General features: G+C 73.0%; 12 protein-coding genes. 7 read left to right on the forward strand and 5 right to left on the reverse strand.

What is annotated here, in order from left to right; genetic code table 11:
- Window positions 1-54: 54 nt before the first annotated feature.
- Window positions 55-759, reverse strand: coding sequence for a pyridoxamine 5'-phosphate oxidase family protein (locus AB0B50_RS21805; RefSeq protein WP_362334200.1), 705 nt, complete (start codon window positions 757-759; stop codon window positions 55-57).
- Window positions 760-944: 185 nt separating this feature from the next.
- Here AB0B50_RS21805 and AB0B50_RS21810 point away from each other — a divergent pair, with 185 nt between their 5' ends.
- The 3 genes from AB0B50_RS21810 (at window position 945) to AB0B50_RS21820 (ending at window position 6,085) form a co-directional block, all read left to right on the forward strand.
- Complete coding sequence (locus AB0B50_RS21810; protein ID WP_362334204.1) at window positions 945-3,794, forward strand: glycoside hydrolase family 2 TIM barrel-domain containing protein; 2,850 nt, start codon at window positions 945-947, stop codon at window positions 3,792-3,794.
- A gap of 89 nt (window positions 3,795-3,883) precedes the next feature.
- Window positions 3,884-5,311 (forward strand): hypothetical protein, encoded by a 1,428-nt coding sequence (locus AB0B50_RS21815; RefSeq protein WP_362334207.1) that lies wholly within the window; start codon window positions 3,884-3,886, stop codon window positions 5,309-5,311.
- A gap of 45 nt (window positions 5,312-5,356) precedes the next feature.
- Window positions 5,357-6,085 carry a hypothetical protein gene (locus AB0B50_RS21820; RefSeq protein ID WP_362334209.1) on the forward strand — a complete coding sequence of 243 codons (729 nt, stop codon included), beginning with the start codon at window positions 5,357-5,359 and terminating at the stop codon, window positions 6,083-6,085.
- 51 nt (window positions 6,086-6,136) lie between these two features.
- On the opposite strand, the gene AB0B50_RS21825 is transcribed toward AB0B50_RS21820, so the two are convergent.
- A complete protein-coding gene (locus AB0B50_RS21825) occupies window positions 6,137-6,547 on the reverse strand; it encodes an NUDIX hydrolase (RefSeq protein ID WP_362334212.1) in 411 nt (136 codons plus the stop codon).
- 100 nt (window positions 6,548-6,647) lie between these two features.
- Here AB0B50_RS21825 and AB0B50_RS21830 point away from each other — a divergent pair, with 100 nt between their 5' ends.
- Complete coding sequence (locus tag AB0B50_RS21830) at window positions 6,648-7,055, forward strand: VOC family protein (RefSeq protein WP_362334214.1); 408 nt, start codon at window positions 6,648-6,650, stop codon at window positions 7,053-7,055.
- Here the strand turns inward: AB0B50_RS21830 and AB0B50_RS21835 are convergent.
- Together AB0B50_RS21835 and AB0B50_RS21840 are read right to left on the reverse strand one after the other, a co-directional pair.
- On the reverse strand, window positions 7,052-7,798 hold the full coding sequence (locus AB0B50_RS21835) for a DUF6597 domain-containing transcriptional factor (RefSeq protein ID WP_362334216.1): 747 nt from the start codon (window positions 7,796-7,798) through the stop codon (window positions 7,052-7,054). The genes AB0B50_RS21830 and AB0B50_RS21835 overlap by 4 nt on opposite strands.
- Before the next feature lie 10 nt (window positions 7,799-7,808).
- On the reverse strand, window positions 7,809-8,747 hold the full coding sequence (locus AB0B50_RS21840; protein WP_362334219.1) for an AraC family transcriptional regulator: 939 nt from the start codon (window positions 8,745-8,747) through the stop codon (window positions 7,809-7,811).
- Window positions 8,748-8,827: 80 nt separating this feature from the next.
- Here AB0B50_RS21840 and AB0B50_RS21845 point away from each other — a divergent pair, with 80 nt between their 5' ends.
- Complete coding sequence (locus AB0B50_RS21845; RefSeq protein WP_362334867.1) at window positions 8,828-9,691, forward strand: NAD(P)H-binding protein; 864 nt, start codon at window positions 8,828-8,830, stop codon at window positions 9,689-9,691.
- A 297-nt stretch (window positions 9,692-9,988) separates the two neighbouring features.
- Here AB0B50_RS21845 and AB0B50_RS21850 read toward each other — a convergent pair whose 3' ends face one another.
- On the reverse strand, window positions 9,989-11,125 hold the full coding sequence (locus AB0B50_RS21850) for a YihY/virulence factor BrkB family protein (RefSeq protein WP_362334222.1): 1,137 nt from the start codon (window positions 11,123-11,125) through the stop codon (window positions 9,989-9,991).
- Window positions 11,126-11,142: 17 nt separating this feature from the next.
- On the opposite strand from AB0B50_RS21850, the gene AB0B50_RS21855 reads away from it, so the two are divergent.
- The gene (locus AB0B50_RS21855; RefSeq protein ID WP_362334225.1) at window positions 11,143-12,777 is read left to right on the forward strand and encodes an acyl-CoA dehydrogenase family protein; all 1,635 of its coding nucleotides are present in this window, start codon (window positions 11,143-11,145) and stop codon (window positions 12,775-12,777) included.
- Between the two features lie 264 nt (window positions 12,778-13,041).
- Window positions 13,042-14,340, forward strand: coding sequence for a GAF domain-containing protein (locus AB0B50_RS21860; RefSeq protein WP_362334870.1), 1,299 nt, complete (start codon window positions 13,042-13,044; stop codon window positions 14,338-14,340).
- Window positions 14,341-14,394: the final 54 nt, after the last annotated feature.

The following is a 14,394-nucleotide window of genomic DNA, read 5'->3' on the forward strand; positions in this document are numbered from 1 at the left end:
GCCTTCCGTTCTTCCGGAGGCTCGCGAGGGCTTGTCGCGCAGTTCCCCGCGCCCCTAACGGGGCGCCCCTGCGTGCCGCGCGCCGCCCCGTCTCTCGATGTGGGGCGGCGGGGCCGTCCCCGCCGGAAGCAGCGGGTCCGGTACCGGCGTCCCCCACCTCGACACCAGCGGCAGGTTCCCCGCCCAGATGCCCCGTTCCGCGTCCGGGCCCTCGCCGTCGCCCGGCGGGCCCGCCGAGATCTTGACCGAGGCCTCGGCGAGCGAGAGGGCGAGCAGGGTGGTCGCGGCGAGTTCCTTGCGGCTGGGGCGGCGGGCGTAGTCCCACTGGCCGGGCGTCACGTGCTCGGTGAGCAGGCGCAGGCCGCGCAGCTTCTCCTCGGGGTCGGTCACCTTGCGCGGCACTCCGTGGATCATCGCGCTGCGGTAGTTGACGCCGTGCTCGAAGACGGAGCGGGCGAGGATCAGCCCGTCGACGTGCGTGACGGTGACGCAGACCGACGCCTCGGGGTCCGCCGCCAGGCTGCGGCCGGCGACGGAGCCGTGCAGGAAGAGCTGGGTGTCGTCACGGCCGTAGACGGTGGGCACGACCATCGGGTGGCCGTCGACGACGACGCCGAGGTGGCAGACGAAGCCCGCGTCGAGGATCGCTTCGAGGTCGGCGCGCTCCAGGCTGCCCTGCTCCCGCAGGCGGCGGTGCCGGGTGCGGTCGGTCACGGGCAGCTCGGCGGGCAGCACCGACGGATCAGATCGTTGGTCCATGCCACGACAAGTTACCGATACCGTTGTACAGGCGCCATAGTTCAACGGATTTCAGCTCAACCCTCCCCTCACCGCTGCGATATCCGCACGCCGCTCGCCACCCGTCCAAGCCGTGCCCGAAGAGTCCAACAACTCCCGCTCCGAAACAATTGTGGGGCGCCGCCCCGGCACGGTCTGATGGACGCATGGACCTCCCCCGCCACGAGGACGTATCCCCCGGCACCGGAAGCCTCCCGCCCCGATCCTGGTACGCGACGTCGGACGCCGCCGCTCTCTCCCTGAACGGCAGATGGCGCTTCCGCCTCTCCCCCGCCGCGGACTCCGAGGACACCTCCTTCGCGTCCGGCGCGTACGACGCAGGCGCCTGGCACGAGATCGCCGTGCCGGGGCACTGGGTGCTCCAGGGCCACGGCGCGCCCCAGTACACGAACCAGCTCTATCCGTTCCCGCTGGACCCGCCGCGCGTGCCCACCGAGAACCCCACCGGCGACCATCTGCGCACCTTCGACCTCCCCGCATCCTGGCCCGCCGACGGCGACGGCGTGCTCCGCTTCGACGGCGTCGAGTCCTGCGCCCGCGTCTGGCTGAACGGCACGGAGCTCGGCGAGTTCAAGGGCTCCCGCCTCGCCCACGAGTTCGCGGTCGGCCCGCTGCTTCGCCCCGAGGGCAACGTCCTCGCGGTCCGCGTCCACCAGTGGTCGTCCGGCTCGTACCTGGAGGACCAGGACCAGTGGTGGCTGCCGGGCATCTTCCGCGACGTGACGCTGCTGCACCGGCCCGAGGGCTGCGCGGGCGACTTCTTCGTCCACGCCTCGTACGACCACCGCGCGGGAACGGGCACGCTGCGGGTGGACTCGGACGTCCAAGGGCGGGTCACCGTGGGCGAGTTGGGCATCGACGTCGCCACGGGCGAGCAGGTCACCGTGCCCGTGCGGCCGTGGACCGCCGAGACCCCGCGGCTCTACGACGGCGTGCTCGCCACGGCGGGCGAGCGGATCCCGCTGCGCGTGGGCTTCCGCACGGTCGCCGTCGAGGACGGCCTCATCAAGGTCAACGGCCGCCCGATCCTGCTGCGGGGCGTCAACCGCCACGAGTTCCACCCGGAGACGGGCCGCGCCGTCGACCTCGACACCATGCGCGCGGACGTGCTGCTGATGAAGCGTCACAACATCAACGCGGTCCGCACCAGCCACTATCCGCCGCACCCCGCCTTCCTCGACCTGTGCGACGAGCTCGGCCTGTGGGTGATCGACGAGTGCGACCTGGAGACCCATGGCTTCGGGGCGGTCGGCTGGCGCGGCAACCCGGTCGACGACGACCGCTGGACGCCCGCCCTCCTGGACCGCGCGGCCCGCATGGTCGAACGCGACAAGAACCACCCTTCGGTCGTCCTGTGGTCGCTCGGCAACGAATGCGGGACGGGGCGCGGCCTGACCGCCATGGCCGAGTGGATCCGCGCGCGCGACGACAGCCGCCTCCTGCACTACGAGGGCGACAGGTCCTGCAAGGACACCGACGTCTACTCGCGGATGTACGCCGACCACGCCGAGGTCGAGAGCATCGGCCGGGGCACCGACGAGGGACCGGAGCGCCGCGGCGAACTCCCCTTCGTCCTGTGCGAGTACGGGCACGCGATGGGCAACGGCCCCGGCGGCCTGAGCGAGTACCAGCGGCTCTTCGAGACGTACGAGCGGCTCCAGGGCGGCTTCATCTGGGAGTGGATCGACCACGGCATCGCGCACCCGACGTACGGATACGCGTACGGCGGCGACTTCGGCGAGGAGCTCCACGACGGGAACTTCGTCTGCGACGGGCTGCTCCTGCCCGACCGGACGCCGTCCCCCGGCCTGATCGAGTACAAGAAGGTGATCGAGCCGGTCCGCGTCGAGGGCGACGGGCGCGCAGGCACCGTCGGGATCACCAATCTGCACGACTTCGCGGACCTCTCCCACCTGGCGTTCACCTGGTCGTACGAGGTGGACGGCGAGAGCGTGGCCGACGGTGTCCTGCCCGTGCCCCCTCTCGCGCCCGGCGAACGAGTCGAGGTGAAGCTCCCGCCCGCGCCGACGCGGGGCCAAGACGCGGAGACGCGGTGGACCGTGCGGGCACGACTGGCCGAGGACGCGGCATGGGCTGATCGCGGCCATGTGGTCGCGTGGGCCCAACTGCCCGTCGAGGTCGGCATGGTCCTGCCCGCGCCGGGCGGTGTGGCCCCGGTGCGCGAGGGGCGGCGGATCGTGCTCGGCCCCGCCGCCTTCGACGACCGCGGAACGCTGCTCTCCCTCGGCGACCTGGAGATCAGGGACCTGCGCCTGGACGTGTGGCGTGCGCCCACCGACAACGACAACGGCATGCCCTGGCGCCCCGAACCGTCCGTGGCCGCGCGCTGGCGCAAGCTGGGCCTGGACCGCGTGCACCACCGCGTCGACACCGTGGACCTGGGCGACGACTCCGTGACCGTACGCACCCGCGTGGCGCCGGCGGCGAGCGACCTGGGCCTGCGCGTGGCCTACCGCTGGCGCTCGGACGGGGTGCGGCTCGCGCTGACGGTGGACGTGGCACCGGAGGGCGAGTGGACGGTGCCGCTCCCCCGCGTCGGCGTCCGCTTCGGGCTGCCCGGCGCGCCGGACCGGGTGCGGTGGTTCGGCGGCGGCCCGGGCGAGGCCTATCCCGACACCACGGCGGCCTCGATGATCGGCGTGTGGGAGTCCGACGTCGACGCCCTCCAGACCCCGTACGTGCGCCCGCAGGAGAACGGTGCCCGCGCGGACGTCCGGTGGGCGGAGGTGGGCGGCCTGCGGATCGCGAGCGACCACGACGCCGCGTTCACCGCGCGCCGCTGGACCACCGAACAGCTCGACGCCGCCCGGCACCGCACCGACCTCGTGCCCGGTGACACGGTCTGGGTCAACCTCGACGCGGGCGTGCACGGCATCGGCTCGCAGTCGTGCGGCCCCGGCGTGCTCCCCGCGTACGAACTGGCCGCGCGCCGCGATCGCTTCGGCTACGTGTTCTCCCTCACCGGACGGAGGTGACCCGCACGCCGCTCAGGGCAGGGCCACTGGCGCAGAACTGTTGCACTCACCCCCTTTCGCCACAAGAGTCATATGGGTAAGGGGAGTTCATGCACCCAGCACACGTGCGCGGCAGCACAGACCCCGCAGGACCGCCCGCGCCGCCCGAGCCACCGCCCGGACCGCCGTCCGGGCGGCTCGTGGCATGGCTCGGCAGGTTCGGGCCGATCGCCGTGGGATACGCCGTGTTCCAGGCCCTGGTGGGGCTGCTGCCCGACAGCCTCTACGGGGACACCGCCCGCTACTCGCTCGCCGTGGTCAGCGGCCTCGGCACGGGGCTCTCCGTCTGGCTCGCGGGCGCCCTGATACGGGCCAGGGGCGCGGCGGACGGCGAGCCCGTCGGCACCCTCGACGGCGTGCCCGCGCCGCGCGGCGGGCGCGCGGCCGAACCGGAGGACGGGGCTACGGGCGGGCCCGGACCGCTGCCGGGTCTGTCCGCCGCCTCGTACGCCACGCTCACCGAGCGCCTGACCGTCTTCGACGATCCGCTGCGGGGCCGTCTCAGCGGCTGGCCGCACGCCCTCGACGAGGAGGCGCAGCCGGTGCGGCCGACCCCGACCGGCACCGCGTACGGACTGCACATCGTGCTCGAACTCGGCGTGCCCGACGGCCGGTTGCGCGCCACCGACCTGGTCGAGACGCTGTGGCGGCTGCGCCTTCCCGACGGCGGCTGGGCGGCGCGCTCCCAAGGGGCCGTGCCGCGCCCCGAGGTGACCGCGCTGGTGCTCGGCGCGCTCGCGCGGGCCGGCGCGGACCCGGTGCGGCTCGCGGAGGAGGCCGCACAGTGCGCCGACCGCTTCCGCCGCGAACTGGAGCCCGCGGGCCTGGAGATGACCCACGTCGTCACCACCGTGCTGCGCGGACTGCTGCGCGCGGCCCCGGACTCGCCCGCCCTGCCGCGGCTGCGCGAGGTCCTCGTCGACGGCGCCGTCACCGACCCCGCGCGTCTGCACCGCCGCTGCTGGGGCGCCCGGCTCGCGCCGCTCGGCGGCCGCCCCGTGGCGCCGTCGCCCGTGCACACCGCGCAGGCCGTCGTGGCCCTCGACCGGGCGGCGCGGGTGCTCGGCGAGGACGCGAACGCCCAGGCCACCCGCCAGGACGGCATCCGCTGGCTGCTGTCCTGCCCCGGCCCCGCGCACGACGGCTGCGAGGACCTGGAGAGCAGTCACGAGACGGTGCGCCGCCCGCACCCGGTGGACGCCTCGCGCCACGAGGTGCTCTCCGTACGGCACTTCGCGGCGGCCTGGGTGCTGCGGGCCCTGCTCACCGAGGGCGCCCGGCGGACCGCGGCGGACGAGGGCCTGGAAGCGGCCTGGCAGGAGCTGATCTCGGGCGCGGCGGCCGCGGTCCGGCGACAGCAGGACGGCGGGATCTGGACATGGGACGGCGACGATCTCGCCCACCCGATGTGGATGACCTATCAAGGTCTTTCGGCGCTGCGGGCACATGCCGTATGGATGTATCAGCCGGGTATCTGAACCCCCGGCTCGGCGCGCGTGCGCGGGAACTGGGGGGAGAGTGCATTGGGTGGTCCGCACGTCCATGTCGCCAGGCGGCTCCTCGAAGGGGCCCTCGACGGGCCCACGGGGGACGAACTGGTGCGGGCCGCCCGCACGGTCATCGCCGAACTGGGCACTCCCGAGCGCCTGTTGCCGCTCGTCCGTGAGCTGGCGCAGGGGCTCGGCGACCCCTCGGGGTGCGCGCTCCTCTCGTACCGCCACATCCTCGGCTTCGACAAGCTGCTGCTCGTCGACGGCGGACCGCGGCACATGCTGCGCGCCCACATCTGGCACCCGGGCGCGCACACGCGCGAGGACGTCCACAACCACCGCTCGCCCCTTGCCTCGTACGTGGTGCGGGGCGCGCTCGGCATGGAGCTGTACGAAGCGGCGGGCCCGGAAGCCGGTGGCGGCGTCGTCGCGCCCTGGTACCGGGAGTCCCTGTCGGGCGACGAGGGCGACTGGCTCCTCGAACCGGCGGGCCGGGCGCGGCTGCGGCTGACCCAGACGGCGGAGTACACGGCGGGCAGCGGCTACGCCCTGCCGCCGCACGTCCTGCATCGCGCGTGGTGCGCCTCGCGGGGGCCGACGGTGACGTTGTTCCTGGAGACGGGGTCGGGTCGGCGGCGCTACACGGACGTGTTCACGAGCGCGTCCGCGGCACAGGCCGACGCCTCGGCGGTGGCGAAGAAGCCGCTGGGGGTGGAGGACTATCTGGCGGAGCTGAACGCCCTCGCGGAACTGATCAGTTGACCACTCGTCAGCGGGCCGGTGAAGCAGGGCTCAAGGGCGATGTTCAGATGTTCAGTGGAAGGCCTGACGGACGATCTCGCGGTTGTAGTCGTCGATGTCCACCGAGTCGAGGTCGCCGGGGGCGAGCCAGCGGTGGGCCTGGTCGGCCAGCGGCAGCGCCACGTCGAAAGTGAGCGGCCTGACGAGGAAGTTGTCCTGCCAGTTCTTCACCTCGTGGCCGCGGAAGGTGCTGACGAAGGAGGACTCGCCGACCTTGCGCAGCACTTGGCCGAGCAGCCCGGTCTCCTCCTTGAGCTCCCTCAGCACGCCGTCGCGTGGGCTCTCACCCGGTTCGAGCTTCCCGCACGGAACGCCCCACACCCGTGGCAGGAACCGCTCGGTCTCGCTGCGCCGCACGAGCAGGACGCGGCCTCGATGGGCCACGACGGCCGCCGCGAGCCGGATGTCGCCGGGATAATCCATGCTTTCCACCGTAGCGGGGAACGCGGAGTCCGGACAGTCGTGCAGGTGGTGTCCGATTCGTTCAAGACCGGTCGCGCGCCCCGCGCCTACGCTCGCGCACATGAACAGCACACCCACACCACGCTTCGACCTCATCGGCCTCGTCGTCTCCGACATGGCCGCGTCGCTCGCCTTCTACCGCAGGATCGGCCTGGAGTTCCCCGAAGGGTCCGAGAGCGCGCCGCACACCGAGGCCGCCCTGCCCGGCGGCCTGCGCCTCGCCCTCGACACGGAGGAGACCGTCCGGTCCTTCCACCCCGACTGGCGGCCGCCCGCCTCCGCGGGGCGCATCGGGCTCGCCTTCCACTGCACGACGCCCGAGGGTGTCGACGCGGCCTACGAGGACCTGGTGGGTGCCGGGTACGCGAGCGAGCTCAAGCCGTTCGACGCGCCCTGGGGGCAGCGGTACGCCGTCGTGCTCGACCCGGACGGCAACGGCGTCGACCTCTTCGCGCCGCTGGGGCGCTAGGGACCGCCGCTACCGCCGCCTCCTCCCCCGCCGCCGAGCAGTGTGCCGAGCGGCACCCCCGTCAACTCCTTGACGTCGCGGGCGAGATGGGCCTGGTCGGCGAAGCCCGCGACGGCCGCCGTGTCCGCGTACGACAGGCCTTCGCGGGCCAGCGCGAGCGCCCGCTGCAGACGAAGGACCCGGGCCAGCGTCTTGGGCCCGTACCCGAAGGCGGGCAGTGAACGGCGGTGCAGCAGACGGGCGCTGACCCCCGCGTCCGCCGCGGTCCGCGCGACCGAGTGGCCCGCGCCCAGGGAGCTGACGATGTGGGAAAGGAGCGGGTCGGGCGGCCCCGCGTCGGCGGCGCGCTCCACGGCGACGGCCTCAAGGACGGCCATCGGGTCGCCCGCGTCGTCCACCCGCTCGGTGAGGCGGCGCGCCTCGGCGCCGCTCCACAGGTCGGCCAACTCCACGCGGCGGTCCCGCAGTTCGTGGGCCGGGACGCCGAGGAAGGTCGGCGCGGTGCCGGGGTGGAAGCGGATGCCGACATAGCGGCCGCCGGCGTCCGGGGGGACGTACGCATGGGTGTCGGGGCCCGCGACGAACAGGCGGCCCTCGGTCCACAGCAGGTCCATGCAGCCGTCGGGCAGCACGGGACGGGTGTCGCTCGGGGCGCCCGTGGCCACGCGGGTCCAGACGACCGCGCCGGTCAGCCGGGACGGCCGCTCCCGGTAGTCGCCGGGCGCGACGTTCTGGGTGCCCACGGGATCCAGGCTACGCCGCGCGCGTGCGGTGCTCCTGCGGGCTGACGCCGTAGACCCGCTTGAAGGCGCTGGACAGGGCGAACGCGCTGCCGTACCCGACGCGGGCGGCTATCGAGGCGATCGTCAGGTCGGTGTCGCGCAACAGGTCCGCGGCGAGCGCGAGCCGCCAGTTCGTCAGGTACGTCATCGGGGGCTCTCCCACGAGGTCCGCGAACCGCCGGGCCAGCGCGGCACGCGAGACGCCCGACTTCGCGGCGAGGTCCGCGATCGTCCAGGGGTGCGCGGGGTCGTCCTGGAGCAGGCGCAGGGCGCGGCCGACGACGGGGTCGCCGAGCGCGCGGTACCAGGCGGGGGCCGCCGCCTCCGGGCGGGAGAACCAGGCGCGCAGCGCGGCGATCAGGAGCAGGTCGAGGAGCCGGTCGAGGACGACCTCCTGGCCCGGCTCGCCCTTGCTGATCTCGTCGGCGAGCAGCGGGGTGAGCGGGCAGTCCCACACCTCGGTGGGGAGCACGAGCAGCGGCGGCAGTGCGTCGAGGAGCCGTCCGGTGAGCTCGCCGCGCATCTGGTAGGTGCCGATCAGCATCTCCACCGAGCTCATCGGCGACTCGCCCCAGGCGCGCACGCCGAGGTCGCGGTAGCGGGCCACGGGCGCGCCGTCCAGGGGCACGCAGCGCTCGCCCGGCTGGATCTCGGCGAAGGGCGCGGTGGTGGGTTCGCCGGCGCAGGTGTAGTGGTCGGGGCCGCGGGCGATGGCGAGGTCGCCGGGGCGGATGCGCTGGGCGGGGCCGCCGTCCTCGGGGACGATCCAGCCGGTGCCGCGCACCATGACCATGACCGACAGGGGCGCCTCGTCCGCGATGCGGACCGACCAGGGCGGGTCGAACAGCGCACGGATCATGAAGGCTCCCCGCGCGCGGGGGCCCTCGAGGAGGCCTGCGAGTACGTCCATGGCGGCAGCGTAGACGCACGCGCATGCGCGTGAGCTCCTGGGCGATGGTCGGCCTCGGCGCCGGGCAGTTGACTGAACGCATGACGACGAACAAGACGAACAACAAGAAGAACGAGACGCACATGACCGTCCTCGTGACGGGCGCGACCGGCCGGGTGGGCCGCAGGGTCGTGGAGTCCGCCGAGGCGGCCGGGCTCACCGTGCGGGCGGCCTCGCGGTCCGGCGCGGTGCGGTTCGACTGGGCGGACCGGTCGACCTGGGCGGACGCCCTGCGGGGCGCCGACGCGGCGCACCTCGCCTATCTGCCGGACGTCGGGGCTCCCGGCGCGGCCGAGGCGGTGGGCGCGTTCGCGCGGCTCGCGGTCGAACTCGGCGTACGGCGCCTGACGCTGCTGTCCGCGCGGGGCGAGGCCCAGGCGGACGCGACGGAGCGGGCCGTGCGGGAGTCCGGGGCGGTGTGGACGGTCGTGCGGGCCAGTTGGTTCGCGCAGAACCTCAGCGAGGGGCCGCTCCTGGACGGGATGCGGGGCGGGGAGCTGGTGTTCCCCGGCGGTGAGGTGCTCGAACCGTTCATCGACACGCGGGACATCGCGGACGTGGTCGTCGCCGCGCTCACCGACACCGCCGCCCGCTTCGCGGACCGCACCCTCGACCTCACAGGGCCCCGTCTCCTCTCCTTCGGCCAGGCGGTGGCGGAGGTCGCGGCGGCCGCGGGGCGCGAGATCACGTACGTTCCCGTCTCCGCGCGGGAGTACGGCTCGGCGCTCAAGGAGTTCGGGGTGCCGGAGGGGGAGGTGGAGTTCCTGATCGACCTGTTCGAGACGAATCTGGACGGCCGCAATGCCCGTCTCTCGGACGGGGTCCAGCAGGCCCTCGGCCGCGCGCCCCGCGACTTCGCGGACTTCGCCCGGGAGTGCGCGGAGGCAAACATCTGGAAGGCGTGACCTCTCCCCAACCCCGCCCCTTCCCGAAACTGGGGCTCCGCCCCAGACCCCGCTCCTCAAACGCCGGAGGGGCTGAAAGAACACGAGCGCCGGACGGACTGGATCTTCCAGCCTGTCCGGCGTTTGAGGACGAACTCGGCGAAGCCGGTGACTCGGCCGCGGCCACGACCATTCCAGCCCGTCCGGCGTTTGAGGACGAACTCGGCGAAGCCAGTGTCTCGACCGCCACCACGACCACTCCAGCCCGTCCGGCGTTTGAGGACGAACTCGGCGAAGCCGGTGATTTGGGCTGTCCACCTACTCCGGAGGAGGAGTCGTGCCGTTCTTCTTCGCGTGCGTGCGCAGGCGTGATGTCACGTCGTCCGGGGGCAGGAAGCGGGACCAGCGTTCGGGGAACTCCGAGGGCATTTCGGGGTCGTCGGGGTCCGTGACTGCCTCGCGCGCGGCGGCGGCGCGGGCCACGACCTCGGCGGCCTGCGCCTCCCTTATGCGGTCGTTGGCGGCGCGCGCCGCGGCCGTGGCGACGGACGGCCAGACCCGGTCGATCGCCGCGTTGACCGCGGCGCCGACCAGGACCGCGAACGCCGATACGCCGATCCACAGGAGGACCGCGACCGGTGCCGCCAGGGAGCCGTAGATCGTGGGGCCCTCCACCGTGCTGGTGAGGTAGATGCGGAGCAGGAAGCTGCCGAGCACCCACATCGCCAGCGCGACCAGCGCGCCCGGCATGTCCTCCACCCACGGCGAACGCACCGGCACGGACACGTGGTACAGCGTGGTCAGGAAGACGACGGAGAGGATGACGACGACCGGCCAGTAGAGGATCTGGACGACCGTCGTCGAGCCCGGCAGGAGTTTCACCACCGCGTCCGGCCCCGCCACCATCAGCGGCAGCGCCACCGAACCGATCAACAGCGCCACGATGAACAGCCCGAAGGCGAGGATCCGCGTCTTGACGATGCCGCGCACGCCGTCGAGGCCGTACATCACGGTGATGGTGTCGATGAAGACGTTCACCGCGCGGGAGCCCGACCACAGGGCGAAGAGGAAGCCGATGGAGATGACGTCGGGCCGGCTGACCCGCAGCACGTCGTCCAGTATCGGTTCCGCGATCTGGTGGACGCCCCGGTCGGACAGGACCGTGCGGGACGCCTCCAGGATGTTGTTCTGCACGCTGGCGATGGTGTCCGCGCCGGTCCACCGGTCCACGTACGCGAGCAGCCCGATGAGGCTCAGGAGCAGCGGCGGCACGGAAAGGAGCGTGAAGAACGCCGCCTCGGCCGCGAGCCCCAGGATGCGGTACTCAATGCATGAGTTGACGGTGTCCTTGAGCAGCAGCCAGGCGGTCCTGCGCTTGGAGACGTTCCGGTAGAGAGCGCGGGCCCGGTTCCAGCGGCCAGAGGGCCGCCCGGGTGTTTCTTTTGCCTGGTGCACCTCCTTACCGTAGCGGCATGGCAGCCAGCACCCACACAGTGACCAACCAGGCTCCGCCCCTGGTGGGATATGACGTATTCGCGTCCGACCGGGCCCTTGTGGAGGGCGTCGAGCGGCACCTGGACCCGGCGCTCCTCGATTCCGCTCACGAGGAGCTCTCACTGCTCGGCCGCACCGCTGGTTCCGCCCAGGCGCAGAGGTGGGGAGTGCTCGCGAACGAGAATCCTCCCGTTCTGCGGACACATGACCGCTACGGGAACAGGATCGACGAGGTCGACTTCCATCCGTCCTGGCACCGGCTGCTCGGCAAGGCGGTCTCCGCGGGGCTTACCTCGGCCTGGTCCCGGCCCGGCGGACATGTGCTGCGGGCCGCCGGGTTCCTGGTGTGGACGCAGACCGAGGGCGGCCACGGCTGCCCGGTGTCGATGACGCACGCGGCGGTGCCCGCGCTGCGCGCCGACCCCGCGCTCGCCGCCGAGTGGGAGCCGCGTCTGACCTCCACCGTGTACGACGAGGGGCTGCGCCCGGCGTCGCAGAAGGCCGGCGTCCTCTTCGGGATGGGCATGACGGAGAAGCAGGGCGGCAGCGACGTACGGACCAACACGACGCGCGCGCGGGCCCTCGCCGAGGAGGGGACGTACGAGCTGACGGGGCACAAGTGGTTCTGTTCGGCGCCGATGTCGGACGCGTTCCTGGTGCTCGCGCAGGCCGAGCGGGGGCTGACCTGCTTCCTGGTGCCGCGCGTCCTGGAGGACGGTTCGCGCAACGTCTTCGCCATCCAGCGGCTCAAGGACAAGCTGGGCAACAGGTCCAACGCGTCGAGCGAGGTCGAGTTCGACGGGACGTGGGCGCGCCGGGTCGGGGAGGAGGGGCGCGGGGTGCGCACCATCATCGAGATGGTGGCGGCGACCCGGCTCGACTGCGTGATCGGCTCGGCGGCGCTGATGCGGCAGGCCGTCGCGCAGGCGGTGCACCACGCCACGTACCGGGAGGCGTTCGGCGGCAAGCTGGTCGACAAGCCCCTCATGCGCAACGTCCTCGCGGACATGGCCCTGGAGTCGGAGGCGGCCACGACGCTGGCGATCCGGCTCGCCGCGGCGTACGACGACGGGGGCGAGCAGGAGCGGGCGTTCCTGCGGCTCGCGCTGCCGGCCGCGAAGTACTGGGTGACCAAGCGGTGTACGCCGCTCGCGGGCGAGGCCCTGGAGTGCCTGGGCGGCAACGGCTACGTCGAGGAGTCGGGCATGCCCCGGCTGCTGCGCGAGGCGCCGCTCAACTCCATCTGGGAGGGCTCGGGCAACGTGCAGGCCCTGGACGTCCTGCGGGCCCTGCAGCGCGAGCCGCTGGCCCTGAACGCCTTCCTGCAGGAGGTCGGGAAGGCGCGCGGCGCCGACCACCGGCTGGACGGGGCGATCAAGAACCTGCTGACCGAACTGGCCGACCTGGACGGCATCGAGGGCCGGGCACGGCGTCTGGTGGAGCGCATGGCGCTGGTGCTCCAGGGATCGCTGCTCGTGCGGCACGCCCCGCCGGAGGTCGCCGACGCGTTCTGCGGCTCACGGCTCGGCGGTGACTGGGGCGCGGCGTTCGGCACGCTGCCGCACAGCCTCGATCTGGCGTCCGTGGTGGAACGGGCGGCCCCGGGGGTCTAGCGCCCGGAGCTGACACGGGGGTGGTGCTGCGCCGACACGGCACCACCCCCGTCTTTCAGGCCCCTTGAGGAGCATGAACACCGCACGGGCGGCGTTGTGACCAGATTCGGGCACCGCACAGTCGTTCGCCAGAGTTGCATGAGGTTGCAACCCGCCGCGGCCTCCCGCTGATTCATCGCCGATGCATCACCCAGGGACGCCCTCAGGGGGCACGATGAATACATGCCCCTAAGCACTGGTCTGGCCGGAAAGGACCCAGTGGTGATGAACTCCCCGTCGACGATCGATCTCGCGCGCATATCCGCCATGGATCTCGCGCACGCCGCGCGCCTCTTGAAGGGGGTGCGCGACGCGACGCTGTCAGGGCAGCGGCCGCGCGTCCTGCCGCGGCCCGTGATCGGCGACTCCTGGGGGCGGATGATCCTCGGCGGGGTCGATCCCGACCACGACTTCCGGTCCCGGCTCCTGAACGAGGAGGAGTTGGAGCAGCGCCGCCGCGCCTCGCAGCTCCTGGAGATCCTGCCCGTCCTGCGCAACGCCCTGGTGTCGGTGGCGGACGCCGCGCAGCACATCATGGTCGTCTGCGACCCGGACGGCCGCGTGCTGTGGCGCGAGGGCAGTTCCGGGGTGCTGCGCAAGGCGGACTCGCTCGGCTTCGAGCTGGGCGCCGACTGGAGCGAGAGCGTCGTCGGCACGAACGGCATAGGGACCCCGCTGGTGGTGCGCCGCCCCGTGCAGGTCTTCTCCGCGGAGCACTTCGTGCAGACCCACCACCCCTGGACGTGTACGGGCGCTCCTGTCACCGATCCGCGCGACGGCAGGCTGCTCGGCGTGGTCGACGTCAGCGGCCCGCTGCAGACCATGCATCCTGCGACGCTCGCCCTGGTCGATTCGGTGGCCAAGCTCGCCGAGGCCCGGCTGCGCGAGCGGCACGCCACGTCGCTCGACCGGCTGCGCGCGGTGGCGGCGCCGATCCTGGCCCGCCTGGACGGCCGGGCGATCGCCGTGGACGTGCACGGCTGGACCGCCGCGGTGACGGGCATGCCCCCCGAGGACCGCTTCGCCCTCCCCAAGTCCTTCGGCCCCGGCCGCACTTGGCTGCCGACACTCGGCACCTGCCGGGCGGAGCCGCTGCCCGGCGGCTGGCTGCTTCGCCTGGAGAACCCCGGCGACACCCCCGAGCCGATCGCCGCGACCCGGCTCGTCCTGGACGTCAGCGGCCCGCGCCGGTGGACGCTCGCGGTGCTCGGCGGCGCCCGCGACTGGACCCATGAACTGAGCCCGCGTCACGCCGAGTTGCTCTACCTCCTCTCCACGCACCCCACGGGGCGCACCGCTTCGGGCCTGGCCGAGGACATGTTCGGCGACCCGGGGCGCACGGTGACGGTGCGCGCCGAACTCTCCCGCGTGCGGCGCTACTTGGGCGGCCTGATCGCCCACCGCCCCTACCGCTTCCACGAGGAGGTCGACGTGGAACTGGTCCTGCCGGAGCGCCCCGCGGACCTCCTGCCGCACTCGACCGCGCCGGCCATACGGAAGGCGCGGAGCGTGGCGGAGCCTTGAGCCCCGCATCCTCGCCCGGATCCCGGCCTCGCCACGGATACCGGATCCCGGCCT

The sequence above is a fragment of the Streptomyces sp. NPDC041068 genome (assembly GCF_040647455.1).
Taxonomy (GTDB): Bacteria; Actinomycetota; Actinomycetes; order Streptomycetales; family Streptomycetaceae; genus Streptomyces.

What these genes read in the sequence shown, in the direction of transcription:
- AB0B50_RS21805 (WP_362334200.1), bottom strand. Translation starts at nt 759, where the DNA reads ATGGACCAACGATCTGATCCGTCGGTGCTGCCCGCCGAGCTGCCCGTG.
- AB0B50_RS21810 (WP_362334204.1), top strand. Translation starts at nt 945, where the DNA reads ATGGACCTCCCCCGCCACGAGGACGTATCCCCCGGCACCGGAAGCCTC.
- AB0B50_RS21815 (WP_362334207.1), top strand. Translation starts at nt 3,884, where the DNA reads ATGCACCCAGCACACGTGCGCGGCAGCACAGACCCCGCAGGACCGCCC.
- AB0B50_RS21825 (WP_362334212.1), bottom strand. Translation starts at nt 6,547, where the DNA reads ATGGATTATCCCGGCGACATCCGGCTCGCGGCGGCCGTCGTGGCCCAT.
- AB0B50_RS21830 (WP_362334214.1), top strand. Translation starts at nt 6,648, where the DNA reads ATGAACAGCACACCCACACCACGCTTCGACCTCATCGGCCTCGTCGTC.
- AB0B50_RS21840 (WP_362334219.1), bottom strand. Translation starts at nt 8,747, where the DNA reads ATGGACGTACTCGCAGGCCTCCTCGAGGGCCCCCGCGCGCGGGGAGCC.
- AB0B50_RS21845 (WP_362334867.1), top strand. Translation starts at nt 8,828, where the DNA reads ATGACGACGAACAAGACGAACAACAAGAAGAACGAGACGCACATGACC.
- AB0B50_RS21855 (WP_362334225.1), top strand. Translation starts at nt 11,143, where the DNA reads ATGGCAGCCAGCACCCACACAGTGACCAACCAGGCTCCGCCCCTGGTG.
- AB0B50_RS21860 (WP_362334870.1), top strand. Translation starts at nt 13,042, where the DNA reads ATGAACTCCCCGTCGACGATCGATCTCGCGCGCATATCCGCCATGGAT.